The sequence below is a fragment of the Flavobacterium sp. BFFFF1 genome (genome assembly GCF_002256285.1).
Taxonomy (GTDB): domain Bacteria; phylum Bacteroidota; class Bacteroidia; order Flavobacteriales; family Flavobacteriaceae; genus Flavobacterium.
Genome location: NZ_NKJE01000020.1, coordinates 20182 through 40723, shown reverse-complemented (window position 1 = coordinate 40723; position 20542 = coordinate 20182). Strand labels below are relative to the sequence as shown.

Sequence of the window (20542 nt, the reverse complement as noted above, 5' to 3'; positions counted from 1 at the left end):
AGAATGTCAGATATCAAAACGATTTTATCAAAGAGAATCCTTGTGCTCGATGGCGCCATGGGTACGATGCTTCAACGCTATCAATTCACCGACGAGGATTTCCGAGGCGAACGCTTTAAAGATTTTCCACACCCACTAAAAGGGAATAACGACCTGCTTTCACTGACGCAGCCATCAGCGATTCGCGAAATTCATCGGCAGTATTTTGAGGCCGGTGCAGATATTGTAGAGACCAATACATTTTCGTCTACTACGATTGGGATGGCTGACTATCACATGGAGGAATTGGTGTATGAACTCAATTACGAATCGGCAAGAATTGCGCGTGAGGCAGCGGATGAATTCACTAACAGAAATCCAGAAAGGCCGCGTTTCGTCGCCGGCTCCATCGGACCCACAAACCGAACAGCCAGCATGTCTCCGGATGTTAACGATCCTGGGTTTCGCGCAGTGACTTTTGACGAATTAAAAGCCGCTTACAGGCAACAAACCGAAGCCTTGATTGATGGAGGTTGCGATTTACTGATGGTTGAAACCATATTTGACACACTTAATGCCAAAGCCGCCTTATTTGCGATTGAGGAAATCAAGGAAGAAAGGAACTCGGACATCCCTGTAATGGTGTCAGGAACGATTACCGATGCATCCGGAAGGACGCTTTCCGGACAAACCGTTGAAGCATTCCTAATCTCCATTGAGCACATGCCGTTGCTCAGCATCGGATTCAACTGTGCTTTGGGTGCAGACCAACTAAAACCATATCTTAAGAGATTATCGAGAAATACTTCGCTGAATATTTCGGCTCATCCGAACGCAGGATTGCCCAACGCGTTCGGAAATTATGACCAAACACCTCAGGAAATGCAGCTTTTGATAAGGGAATATTTAAGCGATAATCTTATCAACATCATCGGCGGATGCTGCGGTACCACTCCGGATCATATCCGGTTGATTGCCGAAGTTGCCGCCCAGTTTAAGCCACGTGAAATTTTTGAATCCGCTTGATATTCGTATGAAATACTTAAAATTGTCAGGTCTAGAACCGCTTATTATTACGCCAGAAACGAATTTTGTCAACGTAGGTGAAAGAACCAACGTAACGGGCTCCAGAAAGTTTTTAAGGCTGATTAAGGAAGAACGATATGAAGAAGCCGTCGAAGTGGCCCGCGCACAGGTTGATGGCGGAGCGCAAATCATCGATGTAAACATGGATGAAGGTATGCTCGACGGCGTTTTTGCCATGACAACATTCTTGAACCTGATTGCTGCTGAACCGGATATTGCGCGTGTTCCCGTAATGATTGACAGTTCCAAATGGGAAATTATCGAAGCGGGACTTAAAGTCACGCAGGGGAAAAGTGTTGTCAATTCGATTTCGCTTAAAGAAGGAAAGGAAAAGTTCATACAGCAGGCCAAACTTATCAAGCGTTATGGTGCCGCAGTAATTGTCATGGCCTTCGATGAAGATGGTCAGGCTGATACCTATGACCGACGCATTGAAATCTGCAAAAGATCTTATGATATTTTAGTCGACGAAGTCCATTTTCCCGCAGAAGACATCATATTTGATCCGAATATCTTTCCGGTTGCAACCGGAATGGATGAACACAAACTCAACGCCATCGATTTTTTCAGGGCAACCAAATGGATTCGGGAAAATCTTCCCTATGCGCATGTGAGCGGAGGCGTGAGTAACGTATCATTTTCTTTTCGCGGGAACGACAAAGTTCGTGAAGCGATGCATTCTGCGTTTCTTTATCACGCCATTCAGAATGGGATGACCATGGGGATCGTGAACCCGGAAATGCTCGAAGTATATGATCAGATTCCAAAAGATTTACTCGAACGGGTTGAGGATGTATTGCTAAACAGGCGCGGTGATGCCACAGAACGATTGCTCGACTTTGCGGAAAGTGTAAAAGGGGATTTTAAGAATACCGAGAAAATCGCCCAGGAATGGCGTTCCGGTTCCATACAGGACAGGCTTACGCACGCGTTGGTAAAAGGCATCGACGAGTTTATTGAAATCGATGTCGAAGCAGCAAGGCTCGCGGCTTCGAAACCAATCGAGGTGATTGAAATTAACCTGATGACAGGAATGAATGTCGTAGGCGACCTTTTCGGGAGCGGAAAAATGTTCCTGCCGCAAGTCGTAAAATCAGCACGGGTCATGAAAAAGGCTGTTGCTTACTTACTTCCGTTTATTGAACAGGATAAAAACAGTGTGTCCAAATCCAGCGGAAAAATCCTGATGGCGACAGTAAAAGGCGACGTACACGACATCGGAAAAAATATTGTTTCCGTTGTATTGGGATGCAACAATTATGAGATCATTGACCTCGGCGTTATGGTACCACCGGAGCGCATCATAGAAACTGCCATAAAGGAGCGCGTCGATATCATTGGCCTAAGCGGATTGATTACACCATCATTGGACGAAATGGTTTACCTGGCCAAAGAAATGGAGAAACTAAACATCAGTATTCCAATTATGATTGGCGGTGCCACAACGTCCCGTGCGCACACAGCCGTAAAAATTGCGCCTGAATATAGCAAAACCGTGGTTCATGTGAATGACGCATCCAGGGCCGTTACCGTGGCAGGAAACTTAATGGGTAAAAATGTAAAAGACGATTACGCCATCGCTTTAAGATCAGAATATGATGAACTGCGCGAGGGTTATTTAAGCCGATCCCGGGATAAAAATTTCCTTTCGCTGGCGGATGCGCGGCACAATAAACTAAAGTTAGATTGGAGTACCTTTGAACCTTCGCCCCCCTATTTTCTCGGCGTAAAAACAATAGAGATAGACCTTGATATTTTAGTGCCTTATATCGATTGGACGCCGTTTTTCAGAACATGGGAATTACACGGGAAATACCCGGCAATCCTTTCCGATGACATCGTCGGCAAAGAAGCAACGGCACTTTTCTACGACGCAAAGTCACTTTTAGAAAAGATACTCAATGAAAAAAGATTTAAAGGTAAAGGTGTTTTTGGAATTTTTGAGGCAAATCAGGTGAATGACGACGATATTGAAATTCGGGATGCGCATGGAAGCATACTGTCCAGTTTTCTAACCTTACGCCAACAATCACAAAAGACGAAAGGCGCTTCTAATTTGGCTTTAGCCGATTTTATTGCGCCCAAAGCCTCAGGCAAAAAAGACTATATGGGCGCATTTTGCGTCAGTACCGGTTTTGGTATTGAAGAATGGGCCGTCGAATTTGAAAAGGATCTTGACGACTATAACGCCATTATGGTGAAAGCACTGGCAGACCGATTGGCAGAAGCCTTCGCAGAATACCTGCATGAAAAGGTTCGGAAGGAATTCTGGGGCTATGCGTCAAACGAAATATTGTCAAACGAGGCGCTGATTGAAGAAGAATACAAAGGAATTCGTCCTGCGCCAGGATACCCGGCGTGTCCAGACCATTTGGAAAAACCGACCATTTGGGAATTATTGGACGTGGAACAAAACATCGGCGTGAAACTCACCGAAAGCATGGCGATGTGGCCCGCTTCGTCTGTTTCAGGGTATTATTTCGCCAATCCGGAAAGTAAATATTTCGGACTTGGAAAAATAAAACATGACCAGGTGAACGATTACGCCCAACGCCGCGGCATACCGCCAGCGGAAGCGGAAAAATGGCTTGCCCCGAATATCGCTGACTGAATCGCAACTCCGCGTGAGGAAGGCAAGCGGGGTGCCGTGTCCCGAAGCTCCTGGACGGACTGCCCGACAGTGGCGCAGTGCAACGGAGCCGCTGGCAAACCCCACTATTAATAATTTAAATTTAAAATTCACTTGTAATGAAAGTTACCCAACATATCGAAAACGCTCAGGGGAAATCACTTTTTTCCTTTGAAATATTGCCGCCGTTAAAAGGACAGAATATCCAGTCCATTTTCGACAGCATTGACCCGCTGATGGAATTTAAGCCTCCGTTTATCGATGTTACTTACCACCGGGAAGAATATGAATTTAAGGAACTCGAAAACGGCCTGCTCGAGAAAAAGGTGGTGAAGAAACGTCCCGGAACGGTCGGGATTTGTGCCGCAATCCAGAATAAATATTCAGTAGACGCGATTCCGCACATCCTTTGCGGTGGTTTTACCAAAGAGGATACGGAGAATTTCCTGATCGATATCGACTTCCTTGGAATCCAAAACGTCGTTGCATTGCGGGGTGACGCAATAAAAAGCGAAATCTATTTCAGGCCCGAAAAAGAGGGGCATCAGTATGCGTCAGAGCTCGTTACACAGATTGACAACCTGAACAAGGGCATTTACCTGGATCCCGAGCTGCAGAACTCCGCCCAGACGGATTTTTGCATTGGTGTGGCGGGGTATCCGGAAAAGCATATGGAAGCACCAAGTCCGGACAGCGACATCTATTTCCTGAAACAGAAAATCAAGAATGGCGCGGAATATATCATTACGCAAATGTTTTTTGACAATAAAAAATTCTTTGATTTTGTGGCCAAATGCCGTGCTGAGGGGATTACCGTCCCAATTATTCCGGGGCTGAAACCCATTGTGACCAAAAAACAGCTGAACCTGATTCCGCACCGTTTTAAAGTCGATTTACCCGATGACCTGATCATGTCAATAGTGAAAGCGAAAGACAACGACGCCGTCCGCGAGATTGGGATTGAATGGTGTATCCAGCAAAGCCGTGAGCTGCTTGCTGCGGGAATTCCGGTGGTGCATTATTATTCGATGGGAAAAGCCGCGAATATTAAGGCGATTGCGAAGGAGGTTTTTTAGGAGCTGTTCCCGCTCTCCGCTGTATCTTTTACGGCTCCGCTGCGCTACGCCGTAAAAGGATGCCGCTGCGATCAGGGCTAGGGATTTACTTCCCCGTCACATCCCTGAAAATGGACTCAAGATTTTTATTCTTCTGGTTTAGCTGAAGGGTGCGGAGCCCATTGGCGCTGGCAAAATCAAACACGGCCGGGCGCATGTCATCTGCGGCAGCAAAAACCAGCTCCCACGTCATGTCATGGATGTTTTTATAGGAGACCAATCCCGGAATGGTGGCGATTAGTTGTGCTTCCACTTTGAAATCGAATTCAACTTCGATAATTTGTTCTTTCTGTTCTTTTAAGTTCGTCAGCTTTTTATCGGTAACGATTTTTCCGTGGTCGATGATGATGACACGGTCACAGATGGCTTCCACTTCCTGCATAATGTGTGTAGAAAGGAAAACGGTCTTGTCTTTCCCAACATTCCGGATGACATTCCGGATTTCAACCAATTGGTTCGGGTCAAGTCCCGTCGTGGGTTCGTCAAGGATCAATACATCAGGATTGTGAAGCAGGGCGTTCGCTAACCCAACCCGCTGGCGGTATCCTTTCGACAATTGCCCGATTTTCTTATGACTTTCAGGAGTCAGTCCCGTCAATTCAATGACTTCGTCGATGCGTTTCTTAGGTGTCTTATATACCTCCGCATTAAACGCAAGGTACTCCCTGATGTACAAGTCGAGGTACAAAGGATTGTGTTCCGGCAAATAGCCCACAGATTGCTGCACCGCTTTTTGATCCCCGGACACATCGTGCCCATTTACGGCGGCTGTGCCTTCATCTGCAGTCAGATAGGTGGTCAGGATTTTCATTAACGTTGATTTTCCGGCGCCGTTTGGTCCAAGAAAACCCACAATTTCGCCTTTCTCGACTTTAAACGAAATATTGTCGAGTGCTTTTTGCGTTCCATAACTTTTGGAAATATTACTGACTTCTATTGACATACAAATTGATTTGGAGCAAAAGTAAAGAATTGCAAAGTTAATTTTTTCAAAAAAAAAAATTCTTTTGTCGAAGCGAAACCAATTTTTTCTATTTTAGCCATATAACAAAAAGATATGTTCAATAACAGCTTTTATTACAGCAACTCCTTTTATTTCTTTAGTACAAAAGAACGGGATTGTTGTATGGTTATTTGAAAATTATTAATTCAAGACTGATATAAATCCCGATGCAAATCGGGATTTTTTTTTTGCTCTAATATGAAGAAAATTGCTATACAGGGAATTAAGGGTTCATTTCACGACCAGGTGGCCGGCGCTTTCTTTGGTGAAAATTTTGAAGCCCACGAATGTATGTCATTTGATAGGCTGGCGATGAGTCTCGTAGACAACATATCATCAGCGGCAGTGATGGCGCTGGAAAATTCGATTGCCGGTTCGATCATCCCAAATTACGCATTGATTGATAAGCACAACCTGACGATTGTTGGCGAATATTATCTGGATATTCACCAGAATCTCATGGCGTTGAAAGGTCAGAGACTGGAGGACATCCGCGAAGTGCACTCGCACCCCATGGCGCTATTGCAGTGCATGGAATTCCTGAAAACGCTTCCGCAGATAAAACTCGTCGAAGACAAGGATACTGCCGAAACCGCCAAACGCATCAATGAACAGCAGCTCAAAGGGATTGCCGCCATTGCCGGAAGAACAGCAGCAGGGCTGTACAACCTTGAAATACTGGCGCCGGAAATTCAAACGGTCGATAACAATATGACCCGATTTGTAATTTTGCAAAAATCGGAGATCGCCAAACCCGATGAAACGGTTAACAAAGCATCCATTAAATTCGAACTCGAACACAAGCGTGGAAGTCTTGCCGCAGTGCTGAATGTGATGGGCGATTGTAGACTCAACCTGACCAAAATCCAATCGTTGCCCAAAATTGAAACACCCTGGAAATATGCGTTCTTCGTTGATGTGACTTTTGATGATTACGCTGATTTTGCAAAAGCAAAAGCGATATTAGAAATCATGTCGACGCATTTCAACGTGCTCGGCGAATACAAAAACCAACAGCCATGATACAACCTGCTCACCGACTTAACGTGGTCGAGGAATACTATTTTTCTGCCAAACTGAGGGAAGTAAGGCAACTGATCGCTGATGGGAAACCAATCATCAATATGGGTATCGGCAGCCCGGATTTGCCGCCACCGCCAACTGTGAGTGTTGCGTTACACGAAGCATTGCAGCATCCGAATGCACACCAGTACCAAAGCTACCAGGGTATTCCCGAGTTGCGAAACGCCATGGCGGCGTTTTATAAGAAACATTTTAATGTAAGACTTAATCCTGCGAACGAAGCACTCCCGTTAATGGGATCTAAAGAAGGAATTATGCACCTATCAATGGCTTTTTTGAATGAAGGTGACGGTGTACTGATTCCGGATCCGGGTTACCCCACTTATGGATCGGTAGCAAATCTTGTCGGTGCAAAGCCTATATTTTACAACCTGACTGCGGATTATCATTGGCAGCCGGATTTCGAAGCGCTGGAAAGACTGGATTTATCCCGCGTAAAATTGATGTGGGTCAATTATCCAAACATGCCGACTGGTGCTTCCGCAGACGACAGGTTGTTTGAAAGATTAATTGCTTTTGCCAGGAAACACCATATCCTCATCATCAACGACAATCCGTATAGTTTCATTTTGAACAATACACAACGGTCACTTTTAAGTGTTGAGGGCGCTGATGGGATGGCGCTCGAAATGAATTCGATTTCAAAGACGTTCAATATGGCGGGCTGGCGCGTGGGCATGGTAGCAGGAAATGCCAGGCTGATTGATTCCGTGTTAAAGGTGAAAAGCAATATGGACAGTGGCATGTTTTATCCAATCCAACAAGGCGCCATTGCGGCGTTGGAAACCGATAATCAATGGCTTTCGGAATTAAATGACATCTATGAAAAAAGGAGGGCGCTGACGTTTAAGCTGGCGAATACAATAGGATGCACTTTTAATCGCGACAGCGCAGGCCTTTTTGTATGGGGAAAATTGCCGGAATGGATTTCTTCAGCTGAACGGTTTGTCGATGCGCTGTTACATGAAAAGCATTTATTTATTGCACCCGGAACGATTTTTGGAAAAAATGGAGAAGGGTATATCCGATTTTCACTTTGTGTTCCGGAAAATGAAATCCAAAAAGCCATTGAAAGATTTTAAGATGAAAGTATACGTAATTGGTGTTGGGCTAATTGGCGGATCGATGGCACTTGACATCCAGGATTTGTATCCTGAAGCAGTGATTTTTGGCGTAGATTCAAATGACAGCAATTTGAATGAAGCGGAGCGGCTTGGAGTCATCCATAAAAGTGCAGCGATTGAGGCAGTCGCCGACGCTGATATCGTCATCGTTGCTGTTCCCGTCGATGCCGCTTTGATAATTGTGCCGAAAGTACTGGACTTAATCAACGACAATGCACTCGTTTTTGATACCGGATCTACAAAAGCAGCTGTTTGCAAAATCATTAGTAATCATCCGAGGAGAAAGCAGTTTATGGCAACACATCCTATTGCAGGGACAGAATTTTCAGGGCCGACTGCCGCGTTGCGTGGACTTTTTGAAGGAAAAACAAATATCATCTGTGAAGTGGAAAAGACGGCTTTCAAACTGCAGGAAAAAGGGATGCAATTGTTCCGCGATCTGGGCATGCGCATCCGATTGATGGAGCCTAAGGCACACGACCGGCATATCGCTTATGTGTCACATCTTTCGCACATCAGCTCGTTTATGCTTGGTAAAACGGTGATTGTGAAAGAAAAGCATGAGTCCGATATTTTTGACATGGCCGGCAGCGGTTTTGAAAGTACCGTGAGGCTTGCAAAGAGTTCGCCGGCGATGTGGACGCCTATTTTTAAACAGAATAAAAAACAGGTTTTGAAAAGCCTGGAAGAATATATTGCGAATCTGGAACACTTCAGGAATTTGCTGGAGCAGGATAATTTTGAGGCCATCTTTGAAGAGATGCAGAATACAAACAGGATCAGGGAGATTTTGAACAGGCAGCAGCAACGAAATTGATGCACAGGAATGAAAAAAATATATACAAATAAGAAGATGTAGTTCAAATCAGCAATGAATATCTTTGCTCCTGCTTCTTTTATCTTAAAAAAACATGGAAAACAATAAAAACCTCAGGAAATGGCTTGATGATTTTAAACTGGATCACCCTTTGGTCATTGCAGGGCCATGCAGCGCGGAAACAGAAGAACAGGTTTTGCAGATTGCGCACCAGCTAAAGAATTCGGATGTCAGCATCTTTCGAGCGGGCATATGGAAACCAAGGACGCGTCCAGGGGGGTTTGAAGGTGTGGGTGCCATTGGGTTAAAATGGCTGCAACGCGCTAAAGCCGAAACCGGACTACTGATGGCTATCGAAGTGGCCAATGCGACGCATGTAAAACTCGCATTGGAGCACAATATCGATGTCCTGTGGATTGGGGCGCGGACTACCGTAAATCCTTTTGCGGTTCAGGAAATTGCCGAGGCATTAGAAGGTACTGATAAAATCGTGTTGGTAAAAAACCCTGTCAATCCTGACCTCGCACTGTGGATTGGCGGCGTGGAGCGGTTGTACAATTCGGGGATCAGGAAACTGGGTGTGATTCACCGGGGCTTTTCGACTTATGAAAAAACCAAGTACAGAAACATCCCGGAATGGCAGATTGCCATTGAACTGCAGAGCCGTTTTCCGGACCTGCCCTTGATTTGTGATCCGTCACACATCACAGGAAGGCGTGATATGATTCTCGAAGTGTCGCAACAGGCATTGGATTTAAATTATGACGGGCTCATTATCGAAACGCATATTGATCCTGATAATGCCTGGAGTGATGCTGCCCAACAGGTTACGCCGGATGCACTGAAAGCCATTTTCCAGAATCTGAAGATCAGGAAAGAAACGTCGGAGGAAGATGACTTCAATACCGAAATGATCAAGCTGCGCGCAAACATTGATATCGCCGACAGCAAGCTCATTGAAATTCTGGGCAACCGAATGAAAGTTTCGGAGCAGATTGGCGCGCTGAAAAAGGCAAAAAATGTTGCCGTGCTTCAAAATAAACGTTGGAACGAAATCCTGGGAAAAATGATTCTTGAAGGGGAGCAAAAGGGTTTGAGCGAGGAATTTATCCTCAAAATATTTAAAGCGATTCACCAGGAGAGCATCAGCCATCAGGAAAAAATTATCAATGGACGATTGGGATGACGGCGTTTTGATACAGCGATGGAGGGGTAAATGAACCTGGCGCCGCGCCAGCGATCGCAGCAAGCTACCGTGTAGCGCGTAGAGCGCGGCCCGAAAGGGGGCGCCATGATAAAGGGGGCAATGGTCGTAAGCAGCAGGAGAAACTGCCTATATGGACTGCGAACTGCAAATTGAAATTCCTATCTTTGCGCCATGACAGGGACGGTTTATAAATCAACGGGAAGCTGGTACACGGTAAAATCTGAGCAAGGTGGCTTTATCGAGTGCCGTATGAAAGGGAAATTCCGCATGCAGGGGATCAAGAGTACGAATCCGATTGCGGTGGGTGATGTGGTTGATTTTGAAGTAGACGACAATTCGGATAAAGTGACCGGTGCGATCCATAAGATCCATGACCGCAAGAACTACATCATCCGGAAATCAGTAAACCTGTCGAAGCAGGTGCATATCATCGCGGCGAATATCGACCAGGTTTTTTTGCTGATTACGATTGATAATCCTCCGACGACAACTTCATTTATTGACCGATTTCTTGTTACGGCTGAGGCATACGGCATCGAAACAGTGTTGGTGTTTAATAAGATTGACACCCTGAATGAGCAAACGCTTGACGAGCAGTTGTACCTGCAACACATCTACCAGGAAATTGGCTATCGCTGCCTGCGGATTTCCTCGACGGAGAAGAAGGGTATTGATAAGGTAAGGGAAATGATGCTTGGAAAGGTAAGTATGTTTTCAGGCCACTCCGGCGTAGGGAAATCCACATTGGTGAATGCCATTGAGTCCAATTTGAACCTAAAGACTACCGAGATTTCTGACCAAAGCAAACAGGGACAGCACACGACTACTTTTGCAGAAATGTATGACCTTTCGTTTGATGCGAAAATCATTGATACACCAGGGATTAAGGGTTTTGGTATTGTGGATATGGAGCAGGGTGAAATCAGCGACTATTTTCCGGAATTCTTCAAGCTCAAGGAACAATGTAAATTTAACAATTGCCTGCACAAAGATGAGCCCAACTGCGCGGTAAAAAAGGCTTTAGAGGAAGACCGCGTAGCCTGGTCGCGTTACCGCAGCTACCTGCAAATCCTTGAAGGCGATGACGAACATTACCGCACTGACATTTACAATGACGACCGCATTGCGAGCGATGAAACCAGAAAATCGTGAGGGTAGTTGTCCAACGTGTGTCATCGGCATCGGTAACGATTGATGGCGTTCAAACGGCTGCCATCGATACAGGCCTGCTGGTGCTGGTTGGAATTGAAGAAAGTGATGCGGAAGAAGATGCAGCGTGGCTTAGCGCTAAAATTTCAGGGCTACGAATTTTTGGTGATGAAAATGGCATCATGAATTTTTCCTTAAAGGATATTGATGGCGGTATCATCGTTGTAAGCCAGTTTACACTGCACGCGCTGACAAAAAAAGGCAACCGCCCCTCCTATATAAAAGCAGCCAGGCCCGAAAAGGCCATACCATTGTACCAGTATTTTATCGACCAGCTCGAGGCCGGATTGGGAAAAAGGCCGGGCACGGGAATATTTGGCGCAGATATGAAAGTCGCACTCATAAACGATGGTCCGGTTACCATATTGATGGACTCAAAAAACAAATCCTAAAGTTAAAAGTTTCTTAAATTTAGTTACATTTGGCGAAATTCCATCTAAAAATGAAGCGAGTTATTTCCTTTGTATTACTTTTCTGTATTTCCTTGCCGTGTGTCGCTCAAAAAGAGAATTATGCCGCAGCACTGATTGACCCGATATTAAAAGAGAATGCGAATGCGGTGATTCGCCTTGAGCAATACAACATCGATATTACTTCACAAAAAAGCATGATTGTTAGTCAAAAACGTGCTGTGACGGTACTCAATGAATCGGGCCTTGAAGATATTGGTGCAGTAGTACATTATGATCCCAGGAATAAGGTTAAAAAGTTGTCGGCTACAGTGTATGATGGATTGGGGAAAGAGATAAAATCGCTAAAGAGAAAGGATTTCAGGGATGTTAGTGTAGCGGATGGAGTTTCTGTGTTTAACGACAACAGGGTACTTTATCTTGATTATACGCCAGTCGGCTATCCCTTTACCATGGTTTTTGAAGCAGAAACAGAAACTTCGAATACCGCTTTCATTCCTTCATGGACGCCACTTGATGGGTATTACGTCAGCACAGAAAAATCTGTAATTAACATTACTTATCCAAAAGATATTGGATTTCATTATAAAGAGGCGAATTTTGGACAGAAGGCCATTCATAAATCTGATGCTGAGCTTGCTGTGAGTTTTTCAGCAGATCATCTGAAAGCGCTTAAAGGAGAGGAAAGCAGTCCTGGTTTCAATGAAATTGCTCCAGTTGTCTATTTCAGGACAGACAAGTTTAATCTTGAAGGAGTTGATGGTGAGGCAAAGACCTGGGAAGAATATGGCAAATGGTATTACAATAGTCTTTTGGCGGGTACAGACGAATTACCTTTGGAAACACAAAGTAAAATTAAAGCTTTAGTAGGGAGCGAACAAAATCCGTTGGAGATCGCAAAAATAGTGTACAAATATGTTCAGGACAGAACGCGTTATGTAAGCATTCAGGTGGGAATCGGAGGATTCAAGCCGATGCTTGCCAAGGACGTAGACAAGCTGGGTTATGGCGATTGCAAAGCGTTGTCCAATTATACGCGGGCGTTATTGAAGGCGGTCAATGTCAACGCATACAACGTCCTCATTTATGGTGGTCGCAAAGTAAATATCCAATCAGATTTTGTATCGCAACAAGGAAACCATATGATACTGTGTATTCCCGATGGGGACCATTATGTATGGCTAGAATGTACTGATCAGCAAGGGCCATTTGGTTATTCCGGACATTTTACCGACAATAGGGATGCACTTGTTATCAAGCCGGATGGAGGGCAAATTGTGCATACCGTTGTCTATCCTGATACTCAAAATACGCAGGTTTCGCATGGCAGTTACGTTATTTCTCCGGATGGTAACATCAGCGCTTCCGTTTCGATTGTTTCAAAAGGGATACAATACAGCGATGCGGCTAAGACAGCGTCATTGTCAGCCACTGAAAAAGATGATTTTTATAAGGAGTACTTTGACAATATCAACAACCTGAAATTTTCCAGGCTGAATTTAGTCGATGACAAAAAATCGATTTCGTTTTCGCAGGACATCCAGTTTTCAGCAGACGGTTATTGTTCCGTCAATGGCAACAGGATGATGTTTGTCGCGAACGTTTTCAATTGCAACCACCGTACACCAAAGCGATATAGGAATAGGGAGAACCCCTTCGAAATCAACTATGGTTTTTGTGATGAGGATGAAATCGTCATTAAGCTTCCCGAAGGCTACGAGGTAGAAGCTGTTCCGGACGTCTTGGAAACTAAAACAAAATATGGCGAGTATACAGCCCGCTTTGTAAAAAACAGCGACAATACGATCACCTATAAACGGAGGCTATTGATCAACAGCAGCCGGTATGACAGCAAAGATTATGAGGATTACAGGTTGTTTCGGGAGCAAGTATTCAAAAACGACAATGCAAAAATTGTAGTAACCAAAAAGTAATAAACATGAACACCAAACTATTTGTTTTTATCGCCACAATCCTGATGTCTCTTCCAGTAATGGCTCAAAAGTTTGAACTTGGAAAAGTATCTGTTGAAGAACTCCAGCAAAAGCAACACCCAACAGATCCCGATGCCACTGCAGCCGTTCTGTTTACAAAAGGCGAAGTATCATTTGATTATAATGAACAGAATGGATTTACTATGACGCGACGGGTTAAAACACGGATTAAAATTTATAAGAAAGAAGGATATGACTGGGCGAACTTCGAACAAACCTACTATTTGCCCAATGAATCAAAAGAGACTGTTTCATTTTCCGACGCAGCGACTTTTAATCTTGAGAATGGAAAGATTGTGAAGTCAAAGCTTAAAAGTGACGGAGAATTCGACGAAAAGCTCAACAAGTACTGGGGTAAGAAAAAAATCACCATGCCAAATGTTAAAGAAGGCTCTGTAATCGAATATGAATATACGATAAGCTCCGGAAATATTACTAAGTTGGATGATTGGGATTTTCAAATGTCGATTCCCGTTAATTATTCGGAATTTCAAACGGAGTTTCCGGAGTATTTTGTGTACAAGATTAATCAGCGAGGCTACATTTTCCCGAAAGTAACTACCCAAAACTCACAGAAATCATATACGATAAATGGAAAGGAACGGACCGGTGGCGAAGGTTTTTCACCAGTAAGAACTACTTTTACGCAGGATAAGATTGATTTTGAAGCAACGAAGACAACGTACCTTGCAGAAAATGTTCCTGCACTTAAAGACGAGGCTTTTGTCAATAATATTCATAATTACGTCTCCGGAATTTCCCACGAGCTTTCCACTATTAAATACCCAAACACGCCTGTAAAATACCTTTCTACTGATTGGGAAACTGTTACAAAGAAAATATATGACTATGACGATTTTGGACCGGAGTTAAATAAAACAGGCTACTTTGAGGAAGATGTAAACACTTTACTCGCTGGAATAACCACCCCAACGGAGAAAATAATAACCCTTTTTGATTTTGTAAAAAAGAATATAAAATGGAACGGATTCTACGGTTACGCCTGCAACGATGGTGTAAAGAGGGCCTACAAAGATCGTGCTGGAAATGTTGCCGAAATCAATCTGATGCTTACAGCAATGCTTAGACATTCGGGAATTAATGCAAACCCAGTTTTGCTCAGTACCCGTTCAAATGGAATTTCTTTTTTTCCCTCCAGGACAGCATTCAATTATGTCATTTGCGCTGTCGAAATCAAAGATGGGCTGATTTTGCTCGACGCCACAGACAGCTATGCGTTGCCGAATGTACTTCCGATAAGAGATTTAAATTGGTTTGGCAGGTTAGTCAGAAAAGAAGGTTCTTCAAATGAGGTGGACCTGGTTCCGAAAATGCTGTCAAAGGAATCGGTAAACATGATGGCGAAAATAAGCGACAAAGGTGAAGTGACTGGAAAGTTAAGAAAACAACTGACAGATTACAATGCGCTGGTGTTCAGGCAGCGTTATTCCGACATGAACAATGATTCGTATCTCGAAAATCTCGAAAATAAAAATAACAAAATTGAAATTTCAGAATATTCCCGTGAAAATGACAAAGAACTGGCAAAACCAATAATTGAGACCTATGCCTTTAAAGGGAGCACCGTTGAGATTATTGGCGATAAGATGTACTTCACGCCGATGCTGTTTATGAGTCTGGATTCCAACCCGTTCAAACAGGAAAAGAGGGAGTATCCTGTAGATTTTACTTTTCCTACAGAAGACAAGTATACCGTCGCTATCGAGATTCCCTCTGGATACCAGGTAGAATCAATACCGGCTTCTGTAAGCCTTGCCACTGTGGAGGGATTTGCGACTTTTAGATACACCATTGCGCATGCTGATGGAAAGATTCAGTTGTCTGTCATTACAGACATCAATTCTGCAATAGTAGCGCCGGATAACTATGAAATGCTCAAAGACTTTTTCCAAAAAATGATTGACAAACAAAAAGAGAAAATTGTATTAAAAAAAGTTTAACATATGAAAGGCTATTTTGCGTTACTATTTTTTTTTACAATCGGAAGCGGAATTGCGCAGAAGTTTGAATTTGGAAAAGTTTCAGTTGCGGAACTGCAGCAGACGTCACATCCAAAAGATTCCTCAGCAGCAGCAGCAGTTTTATACAATAAAGGAAAAACAACGTTTGGATACGATCAAAAACGTGGTTTTAGTGTTGAACACTCGTTTGAAATGCGTATCAAAATTTACAAAAAACAGGGCTTGGGATATGCCAATTACGAAGTCCCGTATTATATTGGGTATGAGAACCTCAATCAGGATGTGCTTCGGGTTACGGATGCAGTCACTTACAATTTGGCCGACGGTAAAGTTGAGAAAACAAAAATCAGCAGTGATGGGAAATTCACCGAAAAAGTCAATAACAATTGGAAGACGGTAACGATAGCGCTCCCAAATGTAAAAGTGGGGTCTGTTATCGAATTTAGGTACAAACTCAAAAGCGAAGATTTGTCGAGTTTTCCAACGTTTCTTTTTCAGAGGGATATTCCAGTTGACTTCGTAGAATATAAAACCGATATTCCGGTTACTTATGGGTATAAACAATTGCTTAAGGGCTACGGTGCGGGTATTACTTCTGCCAGTAAAATAGAAAGCAATTCGATTGGATTCTATAACGCCACTACAACACGGACTGACATGCTCGAGTTTAATCAGGTTGCTACGACGTTCAGCGGTAAGGATATTCCTGCCTTAAAGCCGGAAGATTTTGTAGATAACCTCGAAAATTACCAGAGTGCAGTGGACCACGAACTGGAGGTAATCAGAAGTGCAACTGAGCCGGAAAAAGACTTTTCGAAAACATGGGAAGGAGTTACTAAGGAAATTTATTCCAGCGAATATTTCGGAGGACAATTGAAAAAACGAGATTATTTGGACAATGAACTGCGGCAAATTCTCGGATCAGCTGAGACCCATGAAGAGCGGGCTAAGTTGGTGTATGAATTTGTAAAGACAAGAATGAATTGGAACGGTGAATTTGGAAAATTTACTGATAAAGGGGTGGAAACAGCGTGGATTGAACGTTCCGGAAATGTGGCCGAAATCAATTTTATTTTGTGCGCGATGCTCAACAGGTCCGGGGTAATTTCGTTTCCTGTTTTGGTAAGTACAGTCAAACATGGCGTTCCTGTATATCCGAACCAGAATGGTTTTAACTATGTCGTCGTAGCCACTGAAATCAGTGGTAAGCGATTACTGCTGGATGCTACAAATAAAAACGCTCCAATGGGCATTTTGCCGATTTATACGCTAAACTGGCATGGTAGATTGGTACAAAATGATGGAAATTCTGAAGAAATTGATATGCGGCCGAGCGTAGTGTCCAAAACCCAGACAGCTGTTTTAGCCGAATTGGACAAAATGGGAAATGTAAACGGTAAAGTAAGATTTAACCGAACAGATTACGAGGCATTGCATTTCAGGGAAAATTTTAAAGGCGTTAATTCAGATCAGTATTTGGAGCATCTGGAAAATATATTACATGGAATTGTAATTAAGAATTATAGTTTGGAAAACGAAGGTGATTTGTCGTTGCCGATTATTGAAACCTTTGATTTTAGCGCTGACAATAGCGCCGAAATTATTAATGACAGAATGTATGTCAATCCCATGTTGTTTTTAAGCCAGACTAAAAACCCTTTTAACCAGGAACAAAGAACGATGCCGGTTTTTTTTGGTTATCCGAAGCAAAACAGGATGAATATCACACTCCGGATACCAGATGGCTATGTCGTGGAGTCTATGCCCGAATCGTTATCCGTCGCAACACCTGAGGGGGTAGCTTCCTTCAATTATACTATACAGCATTTAGGAAATAATATACAAATTACCTCTGCCTACACTACGAATCAAATGTTGGTGGCCCCTGGTTTTTATTCGGTTTTAAAAGATTATTATAAGAAAATTATCGATAAGCAAAGCGAGAAAATTGTTTTAAAGAAGGTATAGGGCAAAATGCAAGACCATCCCGGTTCGATAGGGCCATCCGGCAATGTCTTTGATATGTTTGCTGACCTAAGCGAAACATGATGCGATCAACGGTTTTTATTTTTGAGACTAGTTAACAAAACCAACAATTTATTGAAAAAAAAAATTAATTCATGGATATCAAAAACGCCCAAATCGCAGTAGACAACTGGATCAAGGATCACGGAGTGCGCTATTTTAATGAGCTCACCAACATGGCACAGCTCACGGAAGAAGTAGGCGAAGTGGCACGCATAATTGCCCGCCGTTACGGAGAGCAGTCAGAAAAGGAAAGCGATAAGAATAAAGACCTCGGCGAAGAATTGGCTGACGTCGTTTTCGTAGTTTTGTGCCTCGCCAACCAAACCGGAATCGATCTTCAGTCCGCATTTGATAAAAAGATGGACTTAAAGACCAACCGCGACCACGATCGCCACCACAACAATGAAAAATTAAAATAAGGGCCCGTTGGGCAATAAGAAATGGATGTAAAGCTTCGCCCACAGGTTATCTTTAATGCGCTTACCTTTAATATCACCGGAAGTAAATCAGAAACCAACCGGTTGTTATTGCTTAAGGCATTGTATCCTGAAATAAATCTTAAAAACACCTCCATTTCCGATGATTCTGAAGTGATGCTTCAGGCGCTTTCTTCCTTAGATAAAATTATTGATATCCACCACGCCGGCACCGCGATGCGCTTTTTGACAGCTTTTTTTGCCATACTGGAAAACAGGGAAGTAATACTCACCGGTTCTTTAAGGATGAAGGAAAGACCCATCAAAATCCTGGTCGATGCCTTGCAGCAATTGGGTGCGGACATCCAATATCTCGAGAACGAAGGATTTCCACCATTGCGCATTAAGGGAAAAAAGCTGCCTGGAAACAAAGTTTCATTGCATGCCAATGTTAGCAGCCAGTATATTTCTGCATTGCTGCTCATTGCCCCGAAAATGCAAAATGGTCTTACCCTCGAGCTGGTTGGTGATATTACCTCACGGCCTTATATCAATATGACTTTGGATTTGGTGCGCGAACTTGGGGTAGAGACTTCGTTTATCGGAAACGTAATTGTCGTATTTCCCGGCAGAGAACACCCAGCGCCGCGTACACTAACCGTCGAGTCGGATTGGTCCTCCGCTTCTTATTTCTACTCCATTATCGCGATGGCCTCAGCCGGGACTTCAGTCACTTTGAAGACCTATAAACAAAACAGCCTTCAGGGCGATGCGGCAATTGCTTCGATCTACCGGGACTTTGGCGTCGATACTGTTTATTCAGAAAGCAGCATCACCTTAATCAAGCGGGAATGTGAGCCTAAGATGCAGTTCTTGTCGCTGGAAAATACACCCGACATCGCACAGACAATTGCTGTAACCTGTTTTGGATTAGGGATCGGATGCGAATTGGCCGGACTGCATACGCTGAAAATAAAGGAAACCGATCGCCTTCACGCCCTTAAAACGGAATTGGAGAAACTGGGTGCCAGCGTATCGATTACCGCCGACAGCCTGACACTGAAACCATCAGATCGCATTAAAGAAGATGTAAATATTGAAACATACAACGACCATAGGATGGCGATGGCATTTGCACCGCTGGCAGTGAATGTTCCCATTACCATAAGAGACGCAGAGGTCGTTTCAAAATCGTATCCTGATTTTTGGAAAGATTTCGAAACCATGGGTTTTAATGTGTTGAAAATGATGTAATGCAATGTTTACTGACCCTCACACGGTGCGCCCATTGAACTTTACGCCATTATCGTAAATAAACACCAAAACACTTGACAACGCCTATCCCGCAGTCGTATATTTGCGCCCTAATAAAATTCATAGATGAAATTATCTCATTTTAACTTTAACCTCCCGAAAGAACTGCTCGCCGAGTTCCCGGCCGAAAACAGGGATGAGTCCCGCCTGATGGTCGTCAACAGAAAAGAAAAAACCATTGAACATAAAATGTTTAAGGACATTATCGATTACTTCGATGAAGGCGATGTGATGATCCTGAACAATACCAAAGTTTTCCCCGCGCGTCTTTACGGGAATAAAGAGAAAACCGGAGCACGTATTGAAGTATTTTTACTTCGTGAACTCAATGCCGAACAACGACTTTGGGATGTGCTGGTTGATCCTGCCAGGAAAATCCGTATTGGCAACAAGCTTTATTTCGGGGATGATGATTCTCTGGTAGCCGAGGTAATTGACAATACCACTTCAAGAGGACGTACACTGCGTTTCCTTTATGATGGTTCATATGAGGAATTCCGCAATAAACTGACAGAACTCGGAGAAACGCCGATCCCAAAATACATCAACCGCGAAGTGGTACCTGAAGATGCAGAGCGCTACCAGACGATTTATGCGAAAGAAGAAGGTGCTGTAGCCGCTCCAACCGCCGGATTGCACTTTTCAAGACACTTGTTGAAACGTTTGGAAATTAAAGGCGTGAATTTTGCTGAAGTAACCTTGCACGTTGGACTTGGAACCTTCAATCCTGTTGAGGTGGAAGATCTTTCAAAACACAAAATGGATTCTGAAGAACTGAAGATTACACAGGAAGCCTGTGATATCGTAAATCAGGCCAAGGTCAATAAGAAAAGGGTTTGTGCCGTAGGAACTACATCCATGCGTGCCATTGAAAGTTCCGTTTCGTCTGCAAGGACACTAAATCCATACGATGGCTGGACCAATAAATTCATTTTCCCGCCACACGATTTTAGCATTGCAGATTGTATGGTGACGAATTTCCATACCCCAAAATCCACATTATTGATGATGATTTCGGCCTTTACGGGGCACGACCTCATGAAAAAAGCGTATGAAGAAGCCATCAAAGAAGGGTATAAGTTTTACTCTTATGGCGATGCGATGTTGATTTTGTAACAAGATCGAAAGTCAAAATAAAGGAAATCC

General features: G+C 43.6%; 16 protein-coding genes. 15 read left to right on the top strand and 1 reads right to left on the bottom strand.

What is annotated here, in order from left to right:
- The first annotated feature begins 3 nt into the window (after nt 1–3).
- From CFE23_RS12305 to metF, 3 genes are all read left to right on the top strand, one after another.
- Entirely contained in the window at nt 4–1005 is a 1002-nt protein-coding gene (locus tag CFE23_RS12305) for a homocysteine S-methyltransferase family protein (RefSeq protein ID WP_291088437.1), read from the top strand.
- A 7-nt stretch (nt 1006–1012) separates the two neighbouring features.
- Nucleotides 1013–3676, top strand: a complete 2664-nt coding sequence (gene metH / locus CFE23_RS12300) for a methionine synthase (RefSeq protein WP_291088436.1) — start codon at nt 1013–1015, stop codon at nt 3674–3676.
- A gap of 137 nt (nt 3677–3813) precedes the next feature.
- Nucleotides 3814–4770, top strand: coding sequence for a methylenetetrahydrofolate reductase [NAD(P)H] (gene metF / locus CFE23_RS12295; protein WP_291088435.1), 957 nt, complete (start codon nt 3814–3816; stop codon nt 4768–4770).
- A gap of 85 nt (nt 4771–4855) precedes the next feature.
- On the opposite strand, the gene gldA is transcribed toward metF, so the two are convergent.
- Complete coding sequence (gene gldA / locus CFE23_RS12290; RefSeq protein ID WP_291088433.1) at nt 4856–5752, bottom strand: gliding motility-associated ABC transporter ATP-binding subunit GldA; 897 nt, start codon at nt 5750–5752, stop codon at nt 4856–4858.
- Nucleotides 5753–6010: 258 nt separating this feature from the next.
- On the opposite strand from gldA, the gene CFE23_RS12285 reads away from it, so the two are divergent.
- From CFE23_RS12285 to queA, 12 genes are all read left to right on the top strand, one after another.
- Nucleotides 6011–6835 carry a prephenate dehydratase gene (locus CFE23_RS12285; RefSeq protein WP_291088431.1) on the top strand — a complete coding sequence of 275 codons (825 nt, stop codon included), beginning with the start codon at nt 6011–6013 and terminating at the stop codon, nt 6833–6835.
- Nucleotides 6832–7977 (top strand): aminotransferase class I/II-fold pyridoxal phosphate-dependent enzyme, encoded by a 1146-nt coding sequence (locus tag CFE23_RS12280; protein ID WP_291088429.1) that lies wholly within the window; start codon nt 6832–6834, stop codon nt 7975–7977. The genes CFE23_RS12285 and CFE23_RS12280 overlap by 4 nt, the downstream gene beginning before the upstream one ends.
- A 1-nt stretch (nt 7978) precedes the next feature.
- On the top strand, nt 7979–8836 hold the full coding sequence (locus CFE23_RS12275; RefSeq protein ID WP_291088428.1) for a prephenate dehydrogenase: 858 nt from the start codon (nt 7979–7981) through the stop codon (nt 8834–8836).
- A gap of 94 nt (nt 8837–8930) precedes the next feature.
- A complete protein-coding gene (locus CFE23_RS12270; protein ID WP_291088426.1) occupies nt 8931–10022 on the top strand; it encodes a bifunctional 3-deoxy-7-phosphoheptulonate synthase/chorismate mutase type II in 1092 nt (363 codons plus the stop codon).
- 192 nt (nt 10023–10214) lie between these two features.
- A complete protein-coding gene (rsgA, locus tag CFE23_RS12265) occupies nt 10215–11195 on the top strand; it encodes a ribosome small subunit-dependent GTPase A (protein WP_291088424.1) in 981 nt (326 codons plus the stop codon).
- Nucleotides 11192–11644, top strand: coding sequence for a D-aminoacyl-tRNA deacylase (dtd, locus tag CFE23_RS12260; protein WP_291088422.1), 453 nt, complete (start codon nt 11192–11194; stop codon nt 11642–11644). Before rsgA ends, dtd begins: the two co-directional genes overlap by 4 nt.
- Nucleotides 11645–11694: 50 nt before the next feature.
- Nucleotides 11695–13596 (top strand): DUF3857 domain-containing protein, encoded by a 1902-nt coding sequence (locus tag CFE23_RS12255; protein WP_291088420.1) that lies wholly within the window; start codon nt 11695–11697, stop codon nt 13594–13596.
- A gap of 5 nt (nt 13597–13601) precedes the next feature.
- Nucleotides 13602–15617: a transglutaminase domain-containing protein gene (locus CFE23_RS12250; RefSeq protein ID WP_291088418.1), complete on the top strand. Its 2016-nt coding sequence runs from the start codon at nt 13602–13604 to the stop codon at nt 15615–15617.
- A gap of 3 nt (nt 15618–15620) precedes the next feature.
- The gene (locus tag CFE23_RS12245) at nt 15621–17606 is read left to right on the top strand and encodes a DUF3857 domain-containing protein (RefSeq protein ID WP_291088416.1); all 1986 of its coding nucleotides are present in this window, start codon (nt 15621–15623) and stop codon (nt 17604–17606) included.
- Between the two features lie 152 nt (nt 17607–17758).
- Complete coding sequence (locus CFE23_RS12240; protein ID WP_291088413.1) at nt 17759–18085, top strand: nucleotide pyrophosphohydrolase; 327 nt, start codon at nt 17759–17761, stop codon at nt 18083–18085.
- A gap of 21 nt (nt 18086–18106) precedes the next feature.
- Complete coding sequence (locus CFE23_RS12235; protein WP_291088411.1) at nt 18107–19336, top strand: 3-phosphoshikimate 1-carboxyvinyltransferase; 1230 nt, start codon at nt 18107–18109, stop codon at nt 19334–19336.
- Between the two features lie 126 nt (nt 19337–19462).
- A complete protein-coding gene (queA, locus tag CFE23_RS12230) occupies nt 19463–20512 on the top strand; it encodes a tRNA preQ1(34) S-adenosylmethionine ribosyltransferase-isomerase QueA (RefSeq protein ID WP_291088409.1) in 1050 nt (349 codons plus the stop codon).
- Nucleotides 20513–20542 lie beyond the last annotated feature (30 nt).